Raw genomic sequence first — 20,825 nt, 5'->3', positions numbered from 1 at the left:
CTGGTCTGTTCGCTGTGGAAGTGGCTCTGTATCGGTTGGTGGAGTCGTGGGGTGTGCGTCCGGACTTTGTGATGGGCCACTCCGTCGGTGAAGTCGTCGCCGCTCATGTGGCGGGTGTGTTCTCGCTGGAGGATGCCTGCCGCCTGGTTGCCGCGCGGGGTTCGCTGATGCAGGCGCTGCCGCCCGGTGGAGCCATGCTCGCCGTCCAGTCCGGTGCTGTTGAGGAGTATCTGGACGGTGTGGACGTGGCCGCCGTCAACGGGCCGTCGTCCATGGTGCTCTCGGGTCCCGAGGAAGCCATCGAAGCCGTACGGGAACGCCTCACGGCAGCGGGGATCAAGTCCCGTCGCCTGAAGGTCTCCCACGCTTTCCACTCGGCGCTGATGGAGCCGATGCTCGCCGACTTCGAGCAGGTGGCGGCCGCCATCACCTACGCCGCCCCGCGCATCCCTCTCGTCTCGAACCTGACCGGAGCGATCGCCGCCGAGGACATCCGCACTCCCGCCTACTGGGTCCGTCACGTCCGTGAGGCCGTCCGCTTCGCCGACGGCCTCTGCACGCTCACCGAAGCGGGCGTGACCAAGTTCCTGGAGCTGGGCCCGGACGCCACACTCACCGCGATGGCCGCCGAATCCACCGACGGCGTGCTCGTAGCCGCAACCCGCCGCGACCACAACGAAGTCGAGACCTTCACCCACGCCATCTCCCGCCTTTGGGTGAGCGGCGTGGACATCGACTGGCCCGCGCTGTTCGCCGGCCGCAACCCCCACCGCGTAGACCTCCCCACCTACCCCTTCCAACACGACCGCTACTGGCTGGACGCCCCACCCCCACAGACACCCCCGACACCGAGGAGTCCCGCTTCTGGGAAGCCGTCGAGCAGGAGGATGTCACCGCCCTCGCGGCGGCCCTCGACTCCGACGACGACGCCCTGCGCGAAGCGCTCCCTGCCCTGGCCGCCTGGCGGCGCCGCCGACGGGAGCGGAGTGCCGTGGACGCCCTCCGCTACACGGTCACCTGGAAGCCGCTGCCGCCTCCGGGGGCGACGGCGAGCGGCCGTTGGCTGGTGGTGGTGCCCGAGGGTGCCGCCGAGCCGGTCACCGGCATTGTCACCGCCCTTGCGGCAGCCGGTATCGAGCCGGTCCCGGTGACCGGAGACCGACTTACGGAGCACTTGGCCCGCTGCGCCACCGACGACACCCCCTTCACCGGCGTGCTCTCCCTCCTGGGCTGCGACCCCGCCGCGACCACCCCGGACGACGACGGCCTCGCCCCCGCACTCACCGCCACCCTCGCCCTCCTGCACGCGGTCGCCGCGGCCGGTATTGACGCGCCCCTGTGGTGTGCCACCCGGGGTGCCGTCGCCGTGACGCCCTCCGACCCACCGCCCGACGCGGGCGGCGCCGCGCTCTGGGGGCTCGGCAGGGTCGTCGGGCTGGAGCTGCCCGATCTGTGGGGCGGTCTCGTCGATCTGCCGGAAGCGCTCGACGAGCGCACCGGGCGACTGCTGGCCGCGGCGCTGCTCGGGGCGGACGGTGAGGATCAACTCGCCGTGCGTCCGGCCGGGTTGTCGGCGCGGCGGCTCGTCCGGGGCGCGATCGGTGCCCGGGAGGAGGGGGAGTGGCCGCCGCGCGGGACCGTGCTCATCACGGGTGGGACCGGTGCGCTGGGAGCTCATGTCGCGCGGTCCCTGGCCGAGGCGGGTGCCGAGCATCTGCTGCTGCTCAGCCGCGGCGGGCGGGAGGCGCCCGGTGCCGACGCGCTCGCCGAGGAGTTGCGCGGGCTGGGCGCGCGGGTGACGGTGACGGCGTGCGACGCGGCCGACCGGGAGCGGCTTGCCGAGGTGCTGGCCGCCGTACCGGAGGAACTGCCGCTCAGGGCCGTCGTACACACCGCCGGAATCGTCGAGGACGGAGTGGCGGCCTCGCTGACCGAGGAGTCGTTGCGGCGTGTTCTGCGGCCGAAGGCCGCCGCGGCGCAGCACCTCCATGAGCTGACGGCCGGTCACGACCTCGCGGCCTTTGTGCTGTTCTCCTCCCTCTCCGGGACCGTCGGCACGCTCGGGCAGGCCGCCTACGCCGCCGCGAACGCCTCCCTCGACGCGCTGGCCGCGCGGCGCCGCGCCGCCGGGCTGCCCGCCACCTCCGTGGCCTGGGGGCCCTGGGCCGGGGCGGGCATGGCCAAGGAGCGGATCGTGGAGAGCGGGGTGCGGCGGGCGGGCCTCGTGCCCATGGAGCCGTCGCGTGCCGTCGCCGCGCTGCGCCGTGCAGTGCTCGGCGGGACGGACGCGGCGGGGGCCGTCGCGGTCGTGGACGTGGAGTGGGAACGGTTCGCCGCCGGGTTCACCACGGGTCGGCCCAGCCCGCTGCTGGCCGACTTCGTCGCACCGGCCTCGGGCGCGGAGGGCGAGCGCCCGGCCGGGGCCGGGGATCTCGCCGCCCGGCTGGCCGCGCTGCCCACGCGGGACCGGGAGCGGGCCATGGTGGACGTCGTACGCGAGCATGTCGCCGCGTCGCTCGGCCACTCCTCCGCGCAGCGGGTCGATCCCGAACGGCCCTTCAAGGAACTGGGTTTCGACTCGCTGACCGCGGTCGACCTGCGCAACCGGCTCATCGCCCGCACGGGGCTGCGGCTGCCCGCCACGCTCGTCTTCGACTACCCCAGCACCAGTTCGCTCGCCCGCCACCTGCTCACGCTCGTGCTCCCGGAGGTGGTGGAGGAACAGGCGGATGTCCCGGGCGCGGAAGCGTCCGGTGCCGACGACGACCCCGTGGTGATCATCGGTATGAGCTGTCGGCTGCCCGGCGGGGTCGACTCGCCCGAGGCGCTGTGGGAGTTGCTGGCCGAGGGCCGCGACGCCATCACCCGGTGCCCCGACGACCGGGGCTGGGACATCGAGGACTACTACGACCCCGACCCCGAGCGGCCCGGCAGCACCTACGGCCGTGAGGGCGGGTTCATGACCGGAGCGGACTCCTTCGACGCCGCGTTCTTCGGGATCTCGCCGCGCGAGGCGCTGGCCATGGACCCCCAGCAGCGGCTGCTGCTGGAGGCGAGCTGGGAGACCGTCGAGCGGGCCGGCATCGATCCGCTGCGGCTGCGCGGCAGCAGGACCGGTGTCTTCGTCGGCCTCGTCGCCCTCGACTACGCCCACGCCTACGGGCCCGGCCAGGAGGATCTGGAGGGCTTCCTCGGCATCGGCAACTCCGCGAGCGTGGCCTCCGGGCGGGTCGCCTACGCCCTCGGCCTCGAAGGCCAGGCCATCACCATCGATACGGCCTGCTCGTCCTCGCTGGTCAGCCTGCACCTGGCGGTGAAGGCGCTGCGGGACGGCGAGTGCTCGCTGGCCCTCGCCGGGGGTGTCACCGTGCTGCCCTCGCCGTCGATCTTCCTGGAGTTCAGCCGGCAGCGCGGACTCTCCGCCGACGGCCGTTGCCGGGCCTTCTCCGCCGACGCGGGCGGCTTCGGCCCCGCCGAGGGCGTCGGCATGCTGCTCCTGGAACGGCTCTCCGACGCCCGCCGCAACGGCCACCGGATCCTCGCCGTCGTCAAGGGCACCGCGATCAACCAGGACGGCGCCTCCAACGGGCTGACCGCCCCCAACGGACCCTCCCAGCAGCGCGTCATCCGCGCCGCCCTCACCGCCGCCGGGGTCGGTGCCGCCGACGTGGACGCGGTCGAGGCCCACGGCACGGGCACGAAGCTCGGCGACCCGATCGAGGCACAGGCCCTGCTCGCGACCTACGGCCGGGACCGCGAACGGCCGCTGTGGCTGGGGTCGGTGAAGTCCAACATCGGGCACACCCAGGCCGCCGCCGGTGTCGCGGGCGTCATCAAAATGGTGCTGGCGATGCGCGAAGGCGTCCTGCCCAGGACGCTGCACGTGGACGAGCCGACCTCGCACGTCGACTGGAGCGCCGGCGCCGTCTCCCTGCTCACCGAGGCGATCCCCTGGCCGGAGACCGGCCGTGCCCGGCGCGCGGGCGTGTCCTCCTTCGGGATCAGCGGCACCAACGCGCACGTCATCCTGGAGGCACCGCCCGAGGACGCCGGGCCCGTGCCCGCGCCCGTCCCGGGTGAGCCGGTGTGGCACGGCGGGCCGCTGCCGTGGACCCTCTCCGCCCGTGACACGGACGCCCTGCGCGCCCAGGCCGCCCGGCTCGCCGCCCACCTGGACACCGACACCGACCCGGCCGACGTCTCCCACGCGCTGCTCACCCGGCGCGCCGCCCTGGAACACCGCGCGGTCCTCCTCGGCCCCGATCCGCTGGCAGCGGCGCGTGCCCTGGCCCAGGGCGCCGACCGGCCGGCCGCCGGACCGGTCGTCACCGGGCGGGCCAAGGCCCCCGCCGGAGTCACCTTCGTCTTCCCCGGACAGGGCTCGCAGTGGCCGGCCATGGGTCGCGAACTCCTCGCCGCGAGCCCGGTGTTCGCCGCCCGCATGGCCGAGTGCGAGGCGGCGCTCGCGCCGCACGTGGAATGGCGGCTCACCGAGCTGCTCAACGGGCCGGAACCGGACTCCCGTTGGGTTGAGTGGACCGAGCGCGTGGAGATCCTCCAGCCCGTGCTGTGGGCGGTGATGATCTCACTGGCCGCAGTCTGGGAGGCGCTCGGCGTCACGCCGTCCGCCGTCATCGGGCACTCGCAGGGCGAGTTGGCGGCGGCCGTGGTCGCCGGGGCGCTCGACCTGGAGGAGGCCGCCCGGATCATCACCGCCCGCGCGGCCCTCGGCGCGACCTTCCTCGAACGCGGCAGTCTGATCTCCGTCGCCGAGAGCGCGGAACGGCTCGCCGAGCGGCTGGCGGCCCACGACGGGGCGCTGTCCGTCGGCGCCGTCAACAGCCCCACCTCCACCGTCGTCGCCGGCACCCACGAGGCACTGGACGCGCTCGCCGCCGAGCTGGAGGCGGACGGCGTCTGGCACCGTCGCGTCGCCCACGCCTACGCCTCCCACTCCCCCCAGATGGACGAGGTCGAGGAGGCCCTGCTCACCGCCATCGGCACCGTCCACCCGCGCCCCGGCCGCGCCGCCTTCCTCTCCACCGTTACCGGCAGGCCCCACGACACCGCAGCCCTGGACGCCGCCTACTGGTACCGCAACCAGCGTGAACCGGTATCCTTCCGGGCCGCCGTCGAAACCGCCGTCGAACTCGGCCACACCACCTTCGTCGAGGTCAGCGCCCACCCCGTACTGGTCGCCGCGCTGGAGGACACCGTCGGCGCCGACGCCACCGTCATCACCGGCACCCTGCGCCGGGAGGAGGGAGGCCCCGACCGATTCGCGGCCTCCGCCGCCGCCCTGTGGACCGCCGGGGCCCACGTCGACTGGACCGCTCTCCACGCGGGCCGCACCCCACACCCCGTCGACCTGCCCACCTACCCCTTCCAGCGCCGCCGCTACTGGCTCACCGCCCCCTCCGGCACCGCGGGCGATCCGGCGGGCCTCGGCCTCACCGACACCGGCCATCCTCTCCTCGGCGCCGTCGTCCACCCGGCCGACGACGAAGGGCTGCTGCTCACCGGCCGCCTCGCACCCCACAGCCACCCCTGGCTCGGCCAGCACCGGCTGCTCGGCACCGCGCTGCTCCCCGGCTCGGCCCTCACCGAACTCGCGATCCGCGCGGGCGACGAGGCGGGCTGCGGACACCTCGGCGAACTGGTCCTCGGCAGCCCCCTGGTCCTGCCCGACCGGGGCGGCGTCCTGATCCAGGTCGCCGTGGGCGCCCCCGCCGACGACGGCACCCGCACCGTCGCCGTCCACTCCCGCCCCGAGCACAGCACCCCCGACGAACCCTGGACCTGCCACGCCGAGGGCGTCCTGCACCCGCAGACCGGCCCCGAGCCGGACGACCTCACCGTCTGGCCCCCGCTCGGCGCCGAACCCCTCGACCTCTCCGGCTTCTACGACCGGGCGGAAGCCGCCGGTTACGGCTACGGCCCCGCCTTCCACGGCCTGCGCGCCGCCTGGCGCCTCGGCGAGGAGACCTACGCCGACGTCGCCCTCCCCGACCCCCTGCGCACCGAGGCCCCGCGCTACGGCCTCCATCCCGCCCTCCTCGACGCCGCCCTCCACGCGAGCGCCCTCACCACCGACACGTCCGAACTCCGCCAGCCCTTCGCCTGGAGCGACGTACGGCTGTACGCCACCGGCGCCACCGAACTGCGCGTCCGCCTCACTCCGGCCGGGCCCGACGGCACCAGCGTCCTGCTCGCCGACCCGGCGGGCCGCCCGGTCGCCGCGATCGGGGCCCTCGTACAGCGCGCCGTGGACCCCGCACAGCTGACCGCCGCCACATCCGCCGCCGACGCACTGCTCCGGATCGAGTGGACCCCGTCGGCACAGAACCAACAGGCGGGTATCGAGGACGAGTTCGCGACCTGGGCGATCCTCGGGGAGGACACGCTCGGCCTCGCGGTCACCGTCCAGGAAGGCGGCCACGCCGTCGTCGAGCACGCCGACCTCGACGCCCTGCTCGCCACACTGGACGCGGGCCTGCCCGTACCGGAATGGGTACTGGCGCCGTGCGCCAACCGGGACGGCGAAGCGGACCGGGCGGCGGCCCTCCTCGACCGCTGGCTCGCCGACGAACGGCTCACCCACGCACGCCTCGCCGTCGTCACCCGGAACGGCCACACGGACCCGGCGGGGATCGCCGTAGGACACCGCATACGCGTCGTCCAGACCGAGCACCCCGGGCGCGTCATCCACCTCGACCTCGACGCCGACCCGGACCCCGACCTCCCCGCTGCCCTGCGCGTCACCGGAGAACCGACGCTCGCCCTGCGCGACGGCGACCTCCTCGTCCCGCGCGCCCGACGCGTCCCGGCCCCCGGGACCCACCCGCCCCTGGACGGCACCGTCCTGGTCACGGCGTCCGGCGACGGCACCGCGGCCGCGACCCTCGTCCACCACCTGACCACCGAACGAGCCGTCGACTCCGTGCTGTTGGCGGCCCCCACCGACGACCTTCCCACCACGGACGTGGAAACGGTCACGGGCGACCTCACCGACCGCGCCTGGCTCACCGGACTCCTCAAGGACCGACAGGTGACCGCGATCGTCGACACGGCCAACGACCCCACGGTCACCGCCCACCTGCACGAGCTGACAAAGCCCGACGACACCGTCACCGCCTTCGCCGTACTCGCCACCCACCCCGACGCCCGCCTCACGGCCCTGGCCCACGAACGCCGGGCCGCCGGACTCCCGATCGCACTCGTCACCCCGGCCCCCTGGGACGAGGAGGCCAAGACGACACCGGGCACCGCGGCCGCCGCCCTGGCCCACATCCTCGACCAGAGCCTGCCCCCGCTCGTCGCGACCCGGCTCGACCCCGCGGACCTGCGCCGCCGCGCCACGACCGGCACCCTCCCGCCCGAACTGCGCGACCTCGCGCCCACCGTCCCCGCCCGCCGCCGAGGAGCCACCGGCACGACCGAGGGCACCGACCCGGCGGCCGGCGAGGCCCTCGTCCGCACACTCTCCGGCCTCACCGCCGAAGAACGCCTCCGGCACCTCACCGACCTGGTGCGCCGGCAGGCGGCGGCCGTGCTCGGCCACGACTCGGCCGAAGCAGTCGACCCCGACCGGCAGTTCAAGGACATCGGCTTCGACTCGATGATGGCCGTCCAGCTCCGCAACCGGCTGGGCGCCGAGACCGGCCTCACCTTCCCGCCCACCCTCGTCTTCACCTACCCCGCCCCCACCGCCCTCGCCGCCCACCTCGACGAACGCCTGGCACTCGCCGACGGCGGCACGGCGACTGCCGACGACACCGAACGCGTCCTCGCCGAGATCGAACGGCTCGACACCGCCCTCGCCGCCGTCGAACCGGGCTTCGACGACCACACCGCCCGCGCCCGCGTCGTCAAACGCCTGGAGTCGGTCCTGTGGCGCTGGACCAGCACCACCGCACCCACGGCCGACGGCCCCGGCGAGAGCGTGCTCGACGGCAGCGCCCTCGACTCCGTCACCGACGACGAGATGTTCGACCTGATCGACCGTGAGCTCGGAGCCTAGGAGCCCCCCGATGCCGAACAACGAAGACAAGCTCCGCGAGTACCTCAAGCGTGTCACCGCCGACTACTCCCAGGTACGGCAGCGGCTGCGCGAACTTGAGGCCAAGGACCAGGACCCGGTCGCGGTCATCGGCATGGCCTGCCGCTTCCCCGGCGGCGTCGGCACACCGGAGGACCTGTGGCGCATGGTCGCCGACGGCACCGACGGCATCACCCCCTTCCCCACCGACCGGGGCTGGGACGAGGACCTGTACGACCCCGACCCGGACGCCTACGGCAAGAGCTACGTCGTCCAGGGCGGCTTCCTGCACGACGCCGCCGACTTCGACCCCGAGTTCTTCGGGATCTCCCCGCGCGAGGCCCTCGCCATGGACCCGCAACAGCGCCTGCTGCTGGAGTCGAGCTGGGAGGCAATCGAACGCGCCGACATCGTCCCCGCCGCTCTGCGCGGCACCCGCACCGGCGTCTTCGCGGGCGCCGTCGCCTCCGACTACGCCGCGCGCCTGGACACCGTCCCCGAGGAGATCGAGGGCTTCCTCGTCACCGGCAACATGACCGCCGTCGTCTCCGGCCGCATCTCCTACGTCCTCGGCCTGGAGGGCCCCGCCGTCACCGTCGACACGGCCTGCTCCTCCTCCCTCGTCGCCACCCACCTCGGCGTCCAGGCCCTGCGCAACGGCGAATGCGACCTCGCCCTCGCCGGCGGCGTCACCGTCATGCCCACCCCCTCCGGCTTCGTCGGCTTCAGCCGCCAGCGCGGACTCGCCCGCGACGGCCGCTGCAAGGCCTTCGCGGCCGCCGCCGACGGCACGATCTGGTCCGAGGGCGTCGGTGTCCTCCTCCTGGAACGACTCTCCGACGCCCGCCGCAACGGCCACCGGGTCCTCGCCGTCGTCCGAGGCTCCGCCACCAACCAGGACGGCGCCAGCAACGGCCTCAGCGCGCCCAGCGAACTCGCCCAGCGCCGCGTCATCCAACAGGCCCTGGACAACGCCCGCCTCACCATTCGCGACGTGGACGCGGTCGAGGCCCACGGCACGGGAACCAGCCTCGGCGACCCGATCGAGGCACAGGCCCTGCTCGCCACATACGGACAGAACCGGGACCCCGAACGACCGCTGTGGCTCGGCTCCATCAAGTCCAACATCGGCCACTCCGGCGCCTGCGCGGGCGTCGCGGGCCTCATCAAAATGGTCATGGCCCTGCGGGAGCGCGTCCTGCCCCGCACCCTCCACATCGACGAACCGACCCCGCACGTCGACTGGTCCTCCGGCAACGTCCAACTCCTCACGCAGGCAAGGGAATGGACCACGGAAGGAGAACGGCCGCGCCGGGGCGCGGTGTCGTCCTTCGGGGTCTCCGGGACGAACGCCCACATGATCCTTGAGGAGGCGCCGCCGGCGGTGCAGCCAGGGCCTGTCGACGGTCCTGAGGGACTGTCGGGGTCCCCGGCAGTGCCCTGGCCGGTGTCGGGGCGCACGGCTGACGCGCTGCGCGCCCAGGCGGGACGGCTGGCGACGGTCACCGGTGACCCGGTGGACGTGGGCTGGAGTCTGTGCAGCGCGCGGACATCGTTCGAGCACCGGGCGGTGGTCTGGGGAGGTGACGCCGCGGAACTGACGGCTGGGCTTGAGGCCCTCGCCTCCGGCGGAGTGGCGGCGAACACCGTTGCGGGAAGCGCCGTGGTCGGGAGCGCCCCGGTGTTCGTGTTCCCGGGGCAGGGGTCGCAGTGGCTGGGGATGGGGCGGAGGCTGCTCTCGTCCTCACCGGTGTTCGCGGCGCGGATCGCCGAGTGCGAGGCGGCTTTGTCGACCCATGTCGACTGGTCGCTCACGGAGGTGCTGTCCGGCGACGACGACGGCTGGATGCAGCGGGTGGACGTGGTTCAGCCGGTGCTGTGGGCCGTGATGGTGTCACTGGCGGCGGTGTGGGAGGCCTTCGGGGTCACCCCGGCAGCCGTGATCGGTCACTCGCAGGGTGAGATTGCGGCTGCCGCGGTTGTCGGTGCGCTGAGTTTGGGTGACGCGGCGCGGGTGGTGGCGCTCAGGTCAGCAGCCATCCGGGATGACCTTGCTGGTCGTGGTGGGATGTTGTCGCTGGCGACGGGTCCTGAGCGGGCTGCGGAGTGGGTTGCGCCGTATGGTGAGCGGGTTTCGGTGGCGGTCTACAACGGCCCGGACGCCTCGGTCGTAGCGGGTGATCCGCGGGCTCTGGACGAGATCGCCGCTACGGCGGAAGCGGCGGGTGTACGAGCCCGACGCGTCCCCGTCGACTACGCCTCCCACTCCACCCAAGTGGAGGCCATCGAGGCGAGGCTGCTTGAGGCCCTGGCCCCGGTCGTACCGCAGGAGTCCCGCATCCCGCTGATCTCCACGGTCACCGGCGAGGTGCTGGACACGTCCACGATGGACGCCGCGTACTGGTACGAAGGGCTGCGCCGGCCCGTCCGTTTCACCGAGGCCGTGCAACAGGCCTTGCCCTACGGCCGTTTCGTCGAGGTCAGTGCCCACCCCGTGCTGACCATGGGCGTGCAGGCGATAGCCGAGGCGGCCGACCACCCGGTCACCGTCGTCGGCACCCTCCGCCGCGACGAGGACGAGAACACCCGATTCATTGCGAGCGCCGCCGAACTCTGGGTGCACGGCGTGGACGTCAACTGGTCGGCGGTGTACGCCGGGCGGACCGTCACCCGAGTCGACCTCCCCACCTACGCCTTCCAACACCAGCGCTACTGGCTGGAGTCCGGCACCGGCACCGCGGATGTCAGCGGCGCCGGTCTGGCCGCCGCCGACCACCCGTTGCTGGGCGCCGCCGTCAGCCTCGCCGCCGACGGGGGTCTGGTGCTGACGGGCAGGCTGTCGCTGCGTACGCATCCCTGGCTGGCGGACCACGCTGTCGCGGGCAAGGTGCTGTTGCCCGGCACCGGATTCGTGGAACTGGCGATCAGGGCGGGCGACGAGGTCGGGTGCGCCCATCTCTCCGAACTGACCCTCCAGGCGCCGCTGGTCCTCCCCGAGCAGGGCGCCGTGCACCTCCAGGTCGTCGTCAGTGCCCCGGACGGGCAGGGGCAGCGCGCGCTCACTGTGTACTCCCGACCCGAGGGCGCCGAGCCCGAGTGGACCCTGCACGCGGAAGGCACCCTCAGCCCCGAGTCGGTGGCACCGTCCGACGCGGGCCTCACACAGTGGCCCCCCGCGGGCGCCGAGAGCATCGACGTCACCGGCTTCTACCCGGCCGTGGAGGCGGTCGGCTACGGCTACGGGCCGGCCTTCCAGGGCCTGCGTGCCGTATGGCGGCGTGGGGGCGAGGTCTTCGCCGAGGTGGAGTTGGGGGAGCCGACGCGTTCCGAGGCGGGCCGGTTCGGGATTCATCCGGCGTTGCTGGACGCGGCGTTGCACGCCAATGGGTACGGCGACTTCGGTGGCGGCGGGGAGGCGCTGCGGCTGCCGTTCGCCTGGACTGGCGTGTCGCTGTTCGCGTCGGGTGCGGACCGGTTGCGGGTGCGGATCGGCGCGGCGGGCGAGGACGCGCTATCGGTGCGGGTGGCCGACGGTACCGGCCAACCGGTCGCCGAGGTGCGCTCGTTGGTGCTGCGGCCGGTGTCGGCGGAGGCGCTGACCAGTGCGGAGGGCGAGGACCTCTTCCGCGTGGAGTGGTCGTCCCTGCCGTTGCCGGAGGAGGCCGAGGAGATCACGGGTGCCTGGGCCGTGCTCGGCACGGAGGACCCGTACAACGTCGGTGCGGCCGTGCAGGGCGCCGGGCTTGCCGTGGACTCCTACCTGGACCTCGAAGGTCTGCGGGTGGTGCTGGACGCGGGTGTTCCCGCGCCCGCCGTCGTCCTCTGGACGCCCCCCGGGGCGGAGGACGTGTCGGCGGTGGCCGCACGCGAGGTCGTCGAGGACGTGCTGGGGCTGGTGCAGGAGTGGCTGGCGCAGGACCCGCTGAGCGACACTCGGCTGGTCGTCGTGACGCGCGGTGCTGTGGCTGTGCGCGACGGCGAGGGCGTACGGGATCTGGCGACCGCCCCCGTGTGGGGTCTGGTCCGGTCGGCGCAGTCCGAGAACCCCGGCCGGTTCCTGCTGTTGGACCTGGACCCGGCGTCCGATGCGGCGGTCGACCTCGCGGCCGAGGGGGTCGCCGCGGCCTTGGCGGCGGGGGAGTGGCAGCTCGCGGTCCGGGGTGAGGACGTGCTCGTGCCTAGGCTGGCCCGGGCCTCCTCCGGGGACGCGCTGGTGCCCCCGGCCGGGGAACGGGCCTGGCGGCTGGACACCGTCGCCTCGGGCACGCTCGACGGCCTGGCCCTGGTGCCGGTTCCGGAGGCCACCGCGGAGCTCGAAGCCGGACAGGTGCGGATCTCGGTACGGGCCGCGGGGCTCAACTTCCGTGATGTGCTGATCGGTCTCGGCATGGTTCCCGATCAGCGGATCATGGGCAGTGAGGCCGCGGGAGTGGTGGTCGAGGTGGGCGCAGACGTCACCCATCTCGCCCCCGGCGACCGGGTGATGGGTTTCGTGACGGGCGGCCTGGGCCCGCTCTCGGTCACGGACGCGCGCATGCTGGTGCCGGTCCCGGAGGGCTGGTCGTTCGAGCGGGCGGCGTCGGTTCCGGTGGTGTTCCTGACCGCGTACTACGGGCTGGTCGACCTGGCCGCGGTCGAGGCGGGCGACACCGTCCTCGTGCACGCGGGGGCCGGCGGTGTCGGCATGGCCGCGATCCAACTCGCCCGCCATTTCGGAGCGGAGGTTCTCGCCACGGCCAGTCCGGCGAAGTGGGACGCGCTGCGCGCCCTGGGTCTGACCGACGATCAGCTCTCCTCCTCCCGCGACCTGGACTTCCGCGAGTCCTTCGCCGACCGCCGCGTCGATGTCGTACTCAACTCCCTCGCCCACGAGTTCGTCGACGCCTCCCTCGACCTGCTGTCGGACGGCGGACGGTTCCTGGAACTGGGCAAGACCGACATCCGGGATGCGGAGCAGGTCGCTGCCGAGCGGCCCGGGGTCACCTATCGCGCGTACAGCCCCGGAGACGGTGGACTGGACCGGGCGAGCGAGATTCTGCGTACGGTCGTTGGTCTGTTCGAGGCGGGTGTGTTGGAGCCGTTGCCGGTGCGGGCGTGGGATGTGCGCAGGGCGCGGGAGGCGTTCCGGTTCATGAGTCAGGCCCGGCATGTGGGCAAGGTGGTGCTGACGATGCCGCCGGTTGTGGATCCCGGGGGCACGGTGCTCATCACGGGCGGTACGGGCACGCTGGGTGGTCTGCTGGCCCGTCATCTGGTGAGCGAGTACGGCGTGCGCCGTCTGCTGCTCACCAGCCGGACGGGGCCGGAGGCGCCGGGGGCGGCCGAACTCGCTGCTGCTGTAACCGAATTGGGTGCCTCGGTCGAGATCGTGGCCTGTGACGCCGCTGACCGCGATCAGCTCGCCGCCCTTCTCGACGGGCGTCGGCTGACGGGCGTCGTCCACGCGGCGGGTGTCCTCGCGGACGGCCTGGTCACCTCCCTCACTTCGGAGCAACTCGCCACGGTGTGGCGCCCGAAGGTCGAAGCCGCGATCAACCTCCACGAACTGACCCGGGACGCCGACTTGGGCCTGTTCGCCTTCTACTCCTCCGCCTCCGGTCTCTTCGGTGCCCCGGGCCAGGCCAACTACGCGGCGGCGAACACCTTCCTCGACGCCCTCGCCCAGCACCGCCGCGCCCAAGGCCTGCCCGCCACCTCCCTCGCCTGGGGCTACTGGGAACAGGCCAGCGCCATGACCGGGCACATGGAGAGCCGAGACCGGGCACGGGTCTCCCAGGGCGGCCTCGTCCCCCTGTCCTCGGAGCGCGGACTCGCCCTGCTCGACGGGGCCCTGCACCTGGACGAGGGGATCGTCCTGGCCAGCCCGCTGGACTGGGCGGAACTGCGCTCCCACGCGGCGAAAGGCGTACTGCCCGGTCTCCTGAAGGGACTTGTCCGGGCCCCGGCGGCGACACGCCGCACCGTCGCCTCCGCCGCCGCGGCGGACGGCGGCTCCCTGGCCGAACGGCTGGCCGGGCTGAGCGAGACGGAGCGGGAGAAGGCACTGCTGGACCTGGTGCGCTCGCACGTCGCCGCCGTACTGGGACACCCGAACCCCCAGACCGTGGACGCGCAACGGCCGTTCAAGGACCTGGGCTTCGACTCCCTGACGGCGGTCGAGCTGCGCAACCGCCTCAACGCGGCGACCGGACTCCGCCTCCCCGCCACCCTCGTCTTCGACCACCCCACGCCCACCGTCCTCGCCCACTACATCCGCTCCCGGATCGGCGGACTGCCCGACCCCGGTGAGCGACAGGCCGTGGCCGCGAGCCCCGGTACGGCGGACGAACCGATCGCCATCGTCGGCATGGCCTGCCGCTACCCCGGCGGAATCGAGTCCCCGGAGCACCTGTGGCGGATGGTCCTCGCCGGAGAGGACGCCATCGCCCCCTTCCCGAAGGACCGCGACTGGGACGAGGACCTCTACGACCCCGACCCCGAAGCCCAGGGCAAGACGTACGTCCGGGGCGGCGGCTTCGTGGCGGACGCCACGCGGTTCGACGCGGGGTTCTTCGGGATCTCGCCGCGCGAGGCGCTGGCCATGGACCCCCAGCAGCGTCTGCTCCTCGAAGCCTCCTGGGAGGCCGTCGAACGCGCCGGTATCGCCCCCGACTCCCTGCGCGGCACCCGGACCGGCGTCTTCGCGGGCGCCCTCGCCTCCGAGTACGTCGCCCGGCTGAACACCCTGCCCGACGGCATTGAGGGCTTCCTGGGCACCGGCAACATGTCCAGCGTCACCTCCGGCCGCATCGCCTACCAACTCGGCCTGGAAGGCCCCGCGGTCACCGTCGACACGGCCTGCTCCTCCTCACTGGTCGCCCTGCACCTGGCCGCGCAGTCACTGCGGAACGGCGAGTGCGACATGGCGCTGGCGGGCGGAGTCACGGTGATGTGCACCCCGGCCGGCTTCGTGGAACTGAGCCGCCAGCGCGGCCTCTCCGCGGACGGCCGCTGCAAGGCCTTCGCCGACGCGGCCGACGGCTTCGGCCCCGGAGAGGGCGTCGGCGTCCTCGTGGTCGAGCGGTTGTCGGACGCGCGGGCCAAGGGGCACCAGGTGCTCGCCGTGGTCCGGGGATCGGCGATCAACCAGGACGGAGCCTCGAACGGCCTCACGGCACCCAACGGCCCCTCTCAGCAGCGCGTGATCCGGGCGGCACTGGCCAACTCCGGGCTTTCGCCGGCGGATGTGGACGCGGTCGAGGCGCACGGGACGGGGACGACGCTGGGCGACCCGATCGAGGCGCAGGCGCTGCTGGCGACGTACGGACAGGAGCGGGAGGCGGGCCGGCCGTTGTGGCTGGGGTCCGTGAAGTCGAACATCGGGCATGCACAGGCCGCCGCCGGTGTGGCCGGTGTCATCAAAATGGTGATGGCGATGCGGGCGGGAGTGCTGCCGCGCACCCTGCACGTGGACCGGCCGACCCACCACGTGGACTGGTCGGCGGGGCAGGTCGGCATCCTGGCCGAGGCACGGGACTGGCAGGTTGAGGACCGTCCGCGCCGGGCCGGTGTCTCGTCGTTCGGCATCTCCGGCACCAACGCGCACGTGATCCTGGAGGAAGCGCCCCCGGTGGAGGCGGCGCCCGTGGTGGTGTCCGGCCCGGAGGGGCTGTCGGGATCGCCGGTCGTGCCCTGGCTGGTGTCGGGGCGTGGCGCGGAGGCGCTGGCCCGGCAGGCGGGGCGGCTCGCCGGTGTCCACGCTGATCCGGTCGATGTGGGGTGGAGCCTTTGGGCCTCACGTACGGGATTTGAGCACCGGGCGGTTGTCTGGGGGCGTGAAGTCACGGAGTTGAGGGCCGGTCTTGAGACTCTGGCGTCCGGCGGCGTGGCGGCGCACACGGTGTCCGGGACTGCTGTGACTGCGGGTTCCCCGGTGTTCGTGTTCCCGGGGCAGGGGTCGCAGTGGGTGGGGATGGGGCGGGGACTGTTGAAGTCGTCGCCGGTGTTCGCGGCGCGGATCGCCGAGTGCGAGGCGGCTTTGTCGACTTACGTCGACTGGTCGCTCACGGAGGTGCTGTCCGGCGACGACGACGGCTGGATGCAGCGGGTGGACGTGGTTCAGCCGGTGCTGTGGGCCGTGATGGTGTCACTGTCGGCGGTGTGGGAGGCCTTTGGGGTCACCCCGGCAGCCGTGATCGGTCACTCGCAGGGTGAGATTGCGGCTGCCGCGGTTGTCGGTGCGCTGTGCTTGGATGACGCGGCGCGGGTGGTGGCGCTCAGGTCAGCAGCCATCCGGGATGAACTGGCCGGTCGTGGTGGGATGTTGTCGCTCGCGACGGGACCTGAGCGGGCTGCGGAGTGGGTCGGGCCGTACGGTGACCGGGTCTCGGTGGCGGTCTACAACGGCCCGGACGCCTCGGTCGTAGCGGGTGATCCGGAAGCCCTGGACGAGATCGCCGCTACGGCGGAAGCGGCGGGTGTACGAGCCCGACGCGTCCCCGTCGACTACGCCTCCCACTCCACCCAGGTGGAAGCCATCGAGGCGAGGCTGCTTGAGGCCCTGGCCCCGGTCGCGCCGCGCGAGTCCCGAATCCCGCTGATCTCCACGGTCACCGGTGAGGTGCTGGACACGTCCACGATGGACGCCGCGTACTGGTACGAAGGTCTCCGCCAGCCCGTCCGTTTCACCGAGGCGGTCCAAGAGGCCCTGCCGCACGGCCGTTTCGTCGAAGTCAGCGCGCACCCCGTCCTGACCATGGGTGTCCAGGCGATAGCCGAGGCGGCCGACCACCCGGTCACCGTCGTCGGCACCCTCCGCCGCGACGAGGACGAGAACACCCGCTTCATCGCGAGCGCCGCCGAACTCTGGGTCCACGGCCTGGACATCGACTGGACCGCGGTCTTCTCGGGCCGCCCCGTCACCCGGGTCGACCTCCCCACCTACGCCTTCCAGCGTGAGCGCTACTGGCTGGAAGCCCCCAACACCACGGGCGATCCGGCAGAGTTGGGACTCGGCGCCGCCGACCACCCGTTGCTCGGCGCGGCAGTGAGCCTTGCCTCAGACGGGGGGCTGGTCCTGACCGGGCGGCTCTCGACCCGCGGCCGGCCCTGGCTGGCGGACCACGCGGTCGCGGGCACCGTTCTCTTCCCCGGCACCGGATTCGTGGAGCTGGCGATCAGGGCCGGAGACGAGGTCGGCTGCGGCCACCTCGCCGAACTGACCCTGCACGCCCCGCTGGTCCTCCCGGAGACAGGTGCCGTGCAGGTCCAAGTGGTCGTAGGCGCGCCCGACGACCACGGCGACCGCGAAGTGACCGTGCACTCCCGCCCCGAGGACTCGGACTCCCCCTGGACCTGGCACGCCGAGGGCGTACTCGCAGCGGAGACGACACCAACCCCCGCGACCGACTTCACCGTCTGGCCGCCGAGAGACGCCGAACCCCTCGAAGTGACCGGCTTCTACGCGGGCGCCGAAGCGGCCGGCTACGGCTACGGCCCCGCCTTCCAAGGACTGCGCGCGGCCTGGCGGCGTGGGGGCGAGGTCTTCGCCGAGGTGGAGCTGGGCGAGACCGAACGTGCCGAGGCGGCCCGGTTCGGGATCCACCCGGCGCTGCTGGACGCGGCCCTGCACGCCAACGCCTACGGCGACTTCGGCGGGGACGGCGACGACTCACTTCGGCTGCCGTTCGCCTGGACGGGCGTCTCGCTCTTCGCCTCGGGCGCGGACCGGGTGCGGGTGCGGATCACGGCGGCGGGTGAGGACGGCTTGGCGCTGGAGGTGGCCGACAGCACCGGCCTGCCGGTCGCCCAGGTGCGCTCGCTGGTACTGCGCCCGGTGTCGGCCGGGGCCCTGACCGGCCCCCAGGGCGACGACCTGTTCCGCGCGGACTGGACGACGCCCCTGCCGCTGTCCGAGGAGATCACACCTACCGGCGTCTGGGCCGTACTCGGCGCGGAGGACCCGTACGGCATCGGCGCCGCCGTACAGAACGCCGGGCTCGCCGTCGACTCCTACCCCGACCTCGAAGGACTGCGGGTCGTACTGGAAGCCGGTGTCCCCGCGCCCTCCCTGGTCCTCTGGACGCCCCTGGGCGCCGAGGGCGCACCCGCGGAAGCCGCCCGCCGGACCACCGAGCGGACCCTGACCGTCGTACAGGAGTGGCTGGCGGAGGAGGCGCTGAGCGACACCCGGCTGGTGGTCGTCACGCGAGGTGCTGTGGCACCCCGGGACGGGGAGGACGTACGCGACTTGGTGGCCGCCCCGCTCTGGGGCCTGATCCGCTCCGCGCAGTCCGAGAACCCCGGACGGTTCCTGTTGCTGGACCTGGACCCGGAGTCCGAGCCGGGTTCCGATGCCGTCGCCGAGAGCGTCGCGGCGGCGCTGGAGGCGGGGGAGTGGCAGGTGGCCCTCCGCGATGAGGAAGCCCTTGTCCCGAGGCTGGGCCGGGCAGAGACGGGCAGCGCCCTCGTACCTCCCCCCGGTGAGAAGGCATGGCGGCTGGACACCGTCGGAGCCGGAACCCTGGACGGCCTGGCCCTGGTCCCCTTCCCGGAGGCCACGGCTCCGCTGGCCGCCGATCAGGTGCGGATCTCCGTCCGAGCGGCGGGGATGAACTTCCGCGATGTGCTGATCGGCCTCGGCATGTACCCGGGGCAGCCGATCCTGGGCAGCGAGGCCGCGGGTGTGGTGGTCGAGGTGGGCGAGGGCGTCACGCATCTCTCTCCCGGCGACCGTGTCATGGGCGTCATCCCGAGGTCTTTCGGACCGCTGGCCGTCGCCGATGCCCGGGTCGTGGTGCCGATCCCGGAGGGCTGGTCCTTCGAGCGGGCGGCGTCTGTTCCGGTGGTGTTCCTGACGGCGTACTACGGGCTCGTCGACCTTGGCGGGCTCAGGCGGGGCGAGACGGTGCTGGTGCACGCGGGTGCGGGTGGGGTCGGGATGGCGGCGATCCAGCTCGCCAGGCACTTCGGCGCCGATGTCCTGGCCACGGCCAGTCCGGGCAAGTGGGATGTCCTGCGCGGCCTGGGCCTGTCCGAGGACCGGATGGCCTCCTCCCGTGACCTGGGCTTCCGCGAGTCCTTCGCCGGCCGCCGTGTCGATGTCGTACTGAACTCCCTGGCCCGCGAGTTCGTGGACGCCTCACTCGAACTCCTAGCCCCCCAGGGCCGCTTCGTCGAAATGGGTAGGACGGACCTGCGTGACCCGGAGGAGTTGACGCGGGCCAATCCCGGAATGACGTACGCCCCCGTCGAACTCGGCGAGGCCGGGCCGGAGCGGATGGGCGAGATTCTGCGTACGGTCGTTGGTCTGTTCGAGGCGGGTGTGCTGGAGCCGTTGCCGGTGCGGGCGTGGGATGTGCGCAGGGCGCGGGAGGCGTTCCGGTTCATGAGTCAGGCCCGGCATGTGGGCAAGGTGGTGCTGACGATGCCGCCGGTTGTGGATCCCGGGGGCACGGTGCTCATCACGGGCGGTACGGGCACGCTGGGTGGTCTGCTGGCCCGTCATCTGGTGAGCGAGTATGGGGTGCGCCGTCTGCTGCTCACCAGCCGGACGGGGCCGGAGGCGCCGGGTGCGGCCGAACTGGAGGCTGCTGTATCGGAGTTGGGTGCCTCGGTCGAGATCGTGGCCTGTGACGCCGCCGACCGCGATCAGCTCGCCGCCCTTCTCGACGGCCGCCGGCTGACGGGCGTCGTCCACGCGGCGGGTGTCCTCGCGGACGGCCTGGTCACCTCCCTCACTCCGGAGCAACTCGCCACGGTGTGGCGCCCGAAGGTCGAAGCCGCGATCAACCTCCACGAACTGACCCGGGACGCCGACTTGGGCCTGTTCGCCTTCTACTCCTCCGCCTCCGGTCTCTTCGGTGCCCCGGGCCAGGCCAACTACGCGGCGGCGAACACCTTCCTCGACGCCCTTGCCCAGCACCGCCGCGCCCAAGGCCTGCCCGCCACCTCCCTCGCCTGGGGCTACTGGGAGGAAGTCAGCGCCCTGACCGGCACCATGGACAGCCGCGACCGCGCTCGCCTCTCACAGGCCGGACTGGTCCCGATGTCCTCGGAGCACGGACTCGCCCTCTTCGACCGGGCCGTCTCCCTCGACGAACCGCTTCTCGTGGCCAGCCCGCTCGACCTGGTGGAGCTGCGCAACCTGGCGAAGGGCGGCACGCTGCCGGGGCTGTTGCGCGGTCTGGTGCGGACCCACGCGGCCCCGACCCGGCGCTCGGCGGTCTCCGCCGGGACCGCTGGTGGGCCCGGGGCCCTGGAGGAACGGTTGGCGAGCCTCGGCGAGCCGGAACGGGAGCGGTTCCTGCTGGACCTCGTCCGCTCCCACGTCGCCGCCGTGCTCGGTCACGCCGACCCGCGGTCCGTCGACGCCGAACGCCCCTTCAAGGACCTCGGCTTCGACTCGCTCACGGCGGTTGAGCTGCGCAACCGCCTGAACACGGCGACCGGACTCCGCCTCCCCGCCACCCTCGTCTTCGACCACCCCACACCCATGGCTCTCACCCGCCACATCCGCTCCCGGATCACCCTCGCCGACGCGCCCGACACGGCCCCGGCCCTCGCCGAGGAACTGGAGCGACTGGAGCGCGTCATCGGCGCCGCCACCACCGACGACGTCGTCAGCCACCGCATCACCGACCGGCTCAGGGCGCTGCTAACCGCCCTGGAAGGCACCGCGCCGCCCGAGGACGCCGCCGAGGACGACGACCTGGACGACGCCACCGACGACGAACTGTTCGACCTCCTCGACAGCGAGTTGGGGACAGCGTGAACCGGCCCATCCGACCTGACGTGCTCGACGTGTCCA

Annotated in this window: 2 protein-coding genes and 2 pseudogenes; all 4 read left to right on the top strand. The window is 73.1% G+C overall.

Going from position 1 to position 20,825, the window contains the following annotated elements:
- Positions 1-14: 14 nt before the first annotated feature.
- Positions 15-671, top strand: a pseudogene (locus GA0115233_RS42360) (acyltransferase domain-containing protein); the annotation flags it as partial.
- A 41-nt stretch (positions 672-712) separates the two neighbouring features.
- Positions 713-925, top strand: a pseudogene (locus tag GA0115233_RS42355) (hypothetical protein); the annotation flags it as partial.
- Between the two features lie 66 nt (positions 926-991).
- Positions 992-8,020, top strand: coding sequence for a type I polyketide synthase (locus tag GA0115233_RS16250; protein ID WP_093720934.1), 7,029 nt, complete (start codon positions 992-994; stop codon positions 8,018-8,020).
- Positions 8,021-8,030: 10 nt separating this feature from the next.
- Entirely contained in the window at positions 8,031-20,789 is a 12,759-nt protein-coding gene (locus GA0115233_RS16230) for a type I polyketide synthase (RefSeq protein ID WP_304363115.1), read from the top strand.
- Positions 20,790-20,825 lie beyond the last annotated feature (36 nt).

The organism is Streptomyces sp. DI166 (assembly GCF_900091315.1).
Lineage (GTDB): Bacteria > Actinomycetota > Actinomycetes > Streptomycetales > Streptomycetaceae > Streptomyces > Streptomyces fuscus.
Note: the sequence above shows the minus strand (reverse complement) of the source record. Positions and strands in the feature narration are given on the sequence as shown.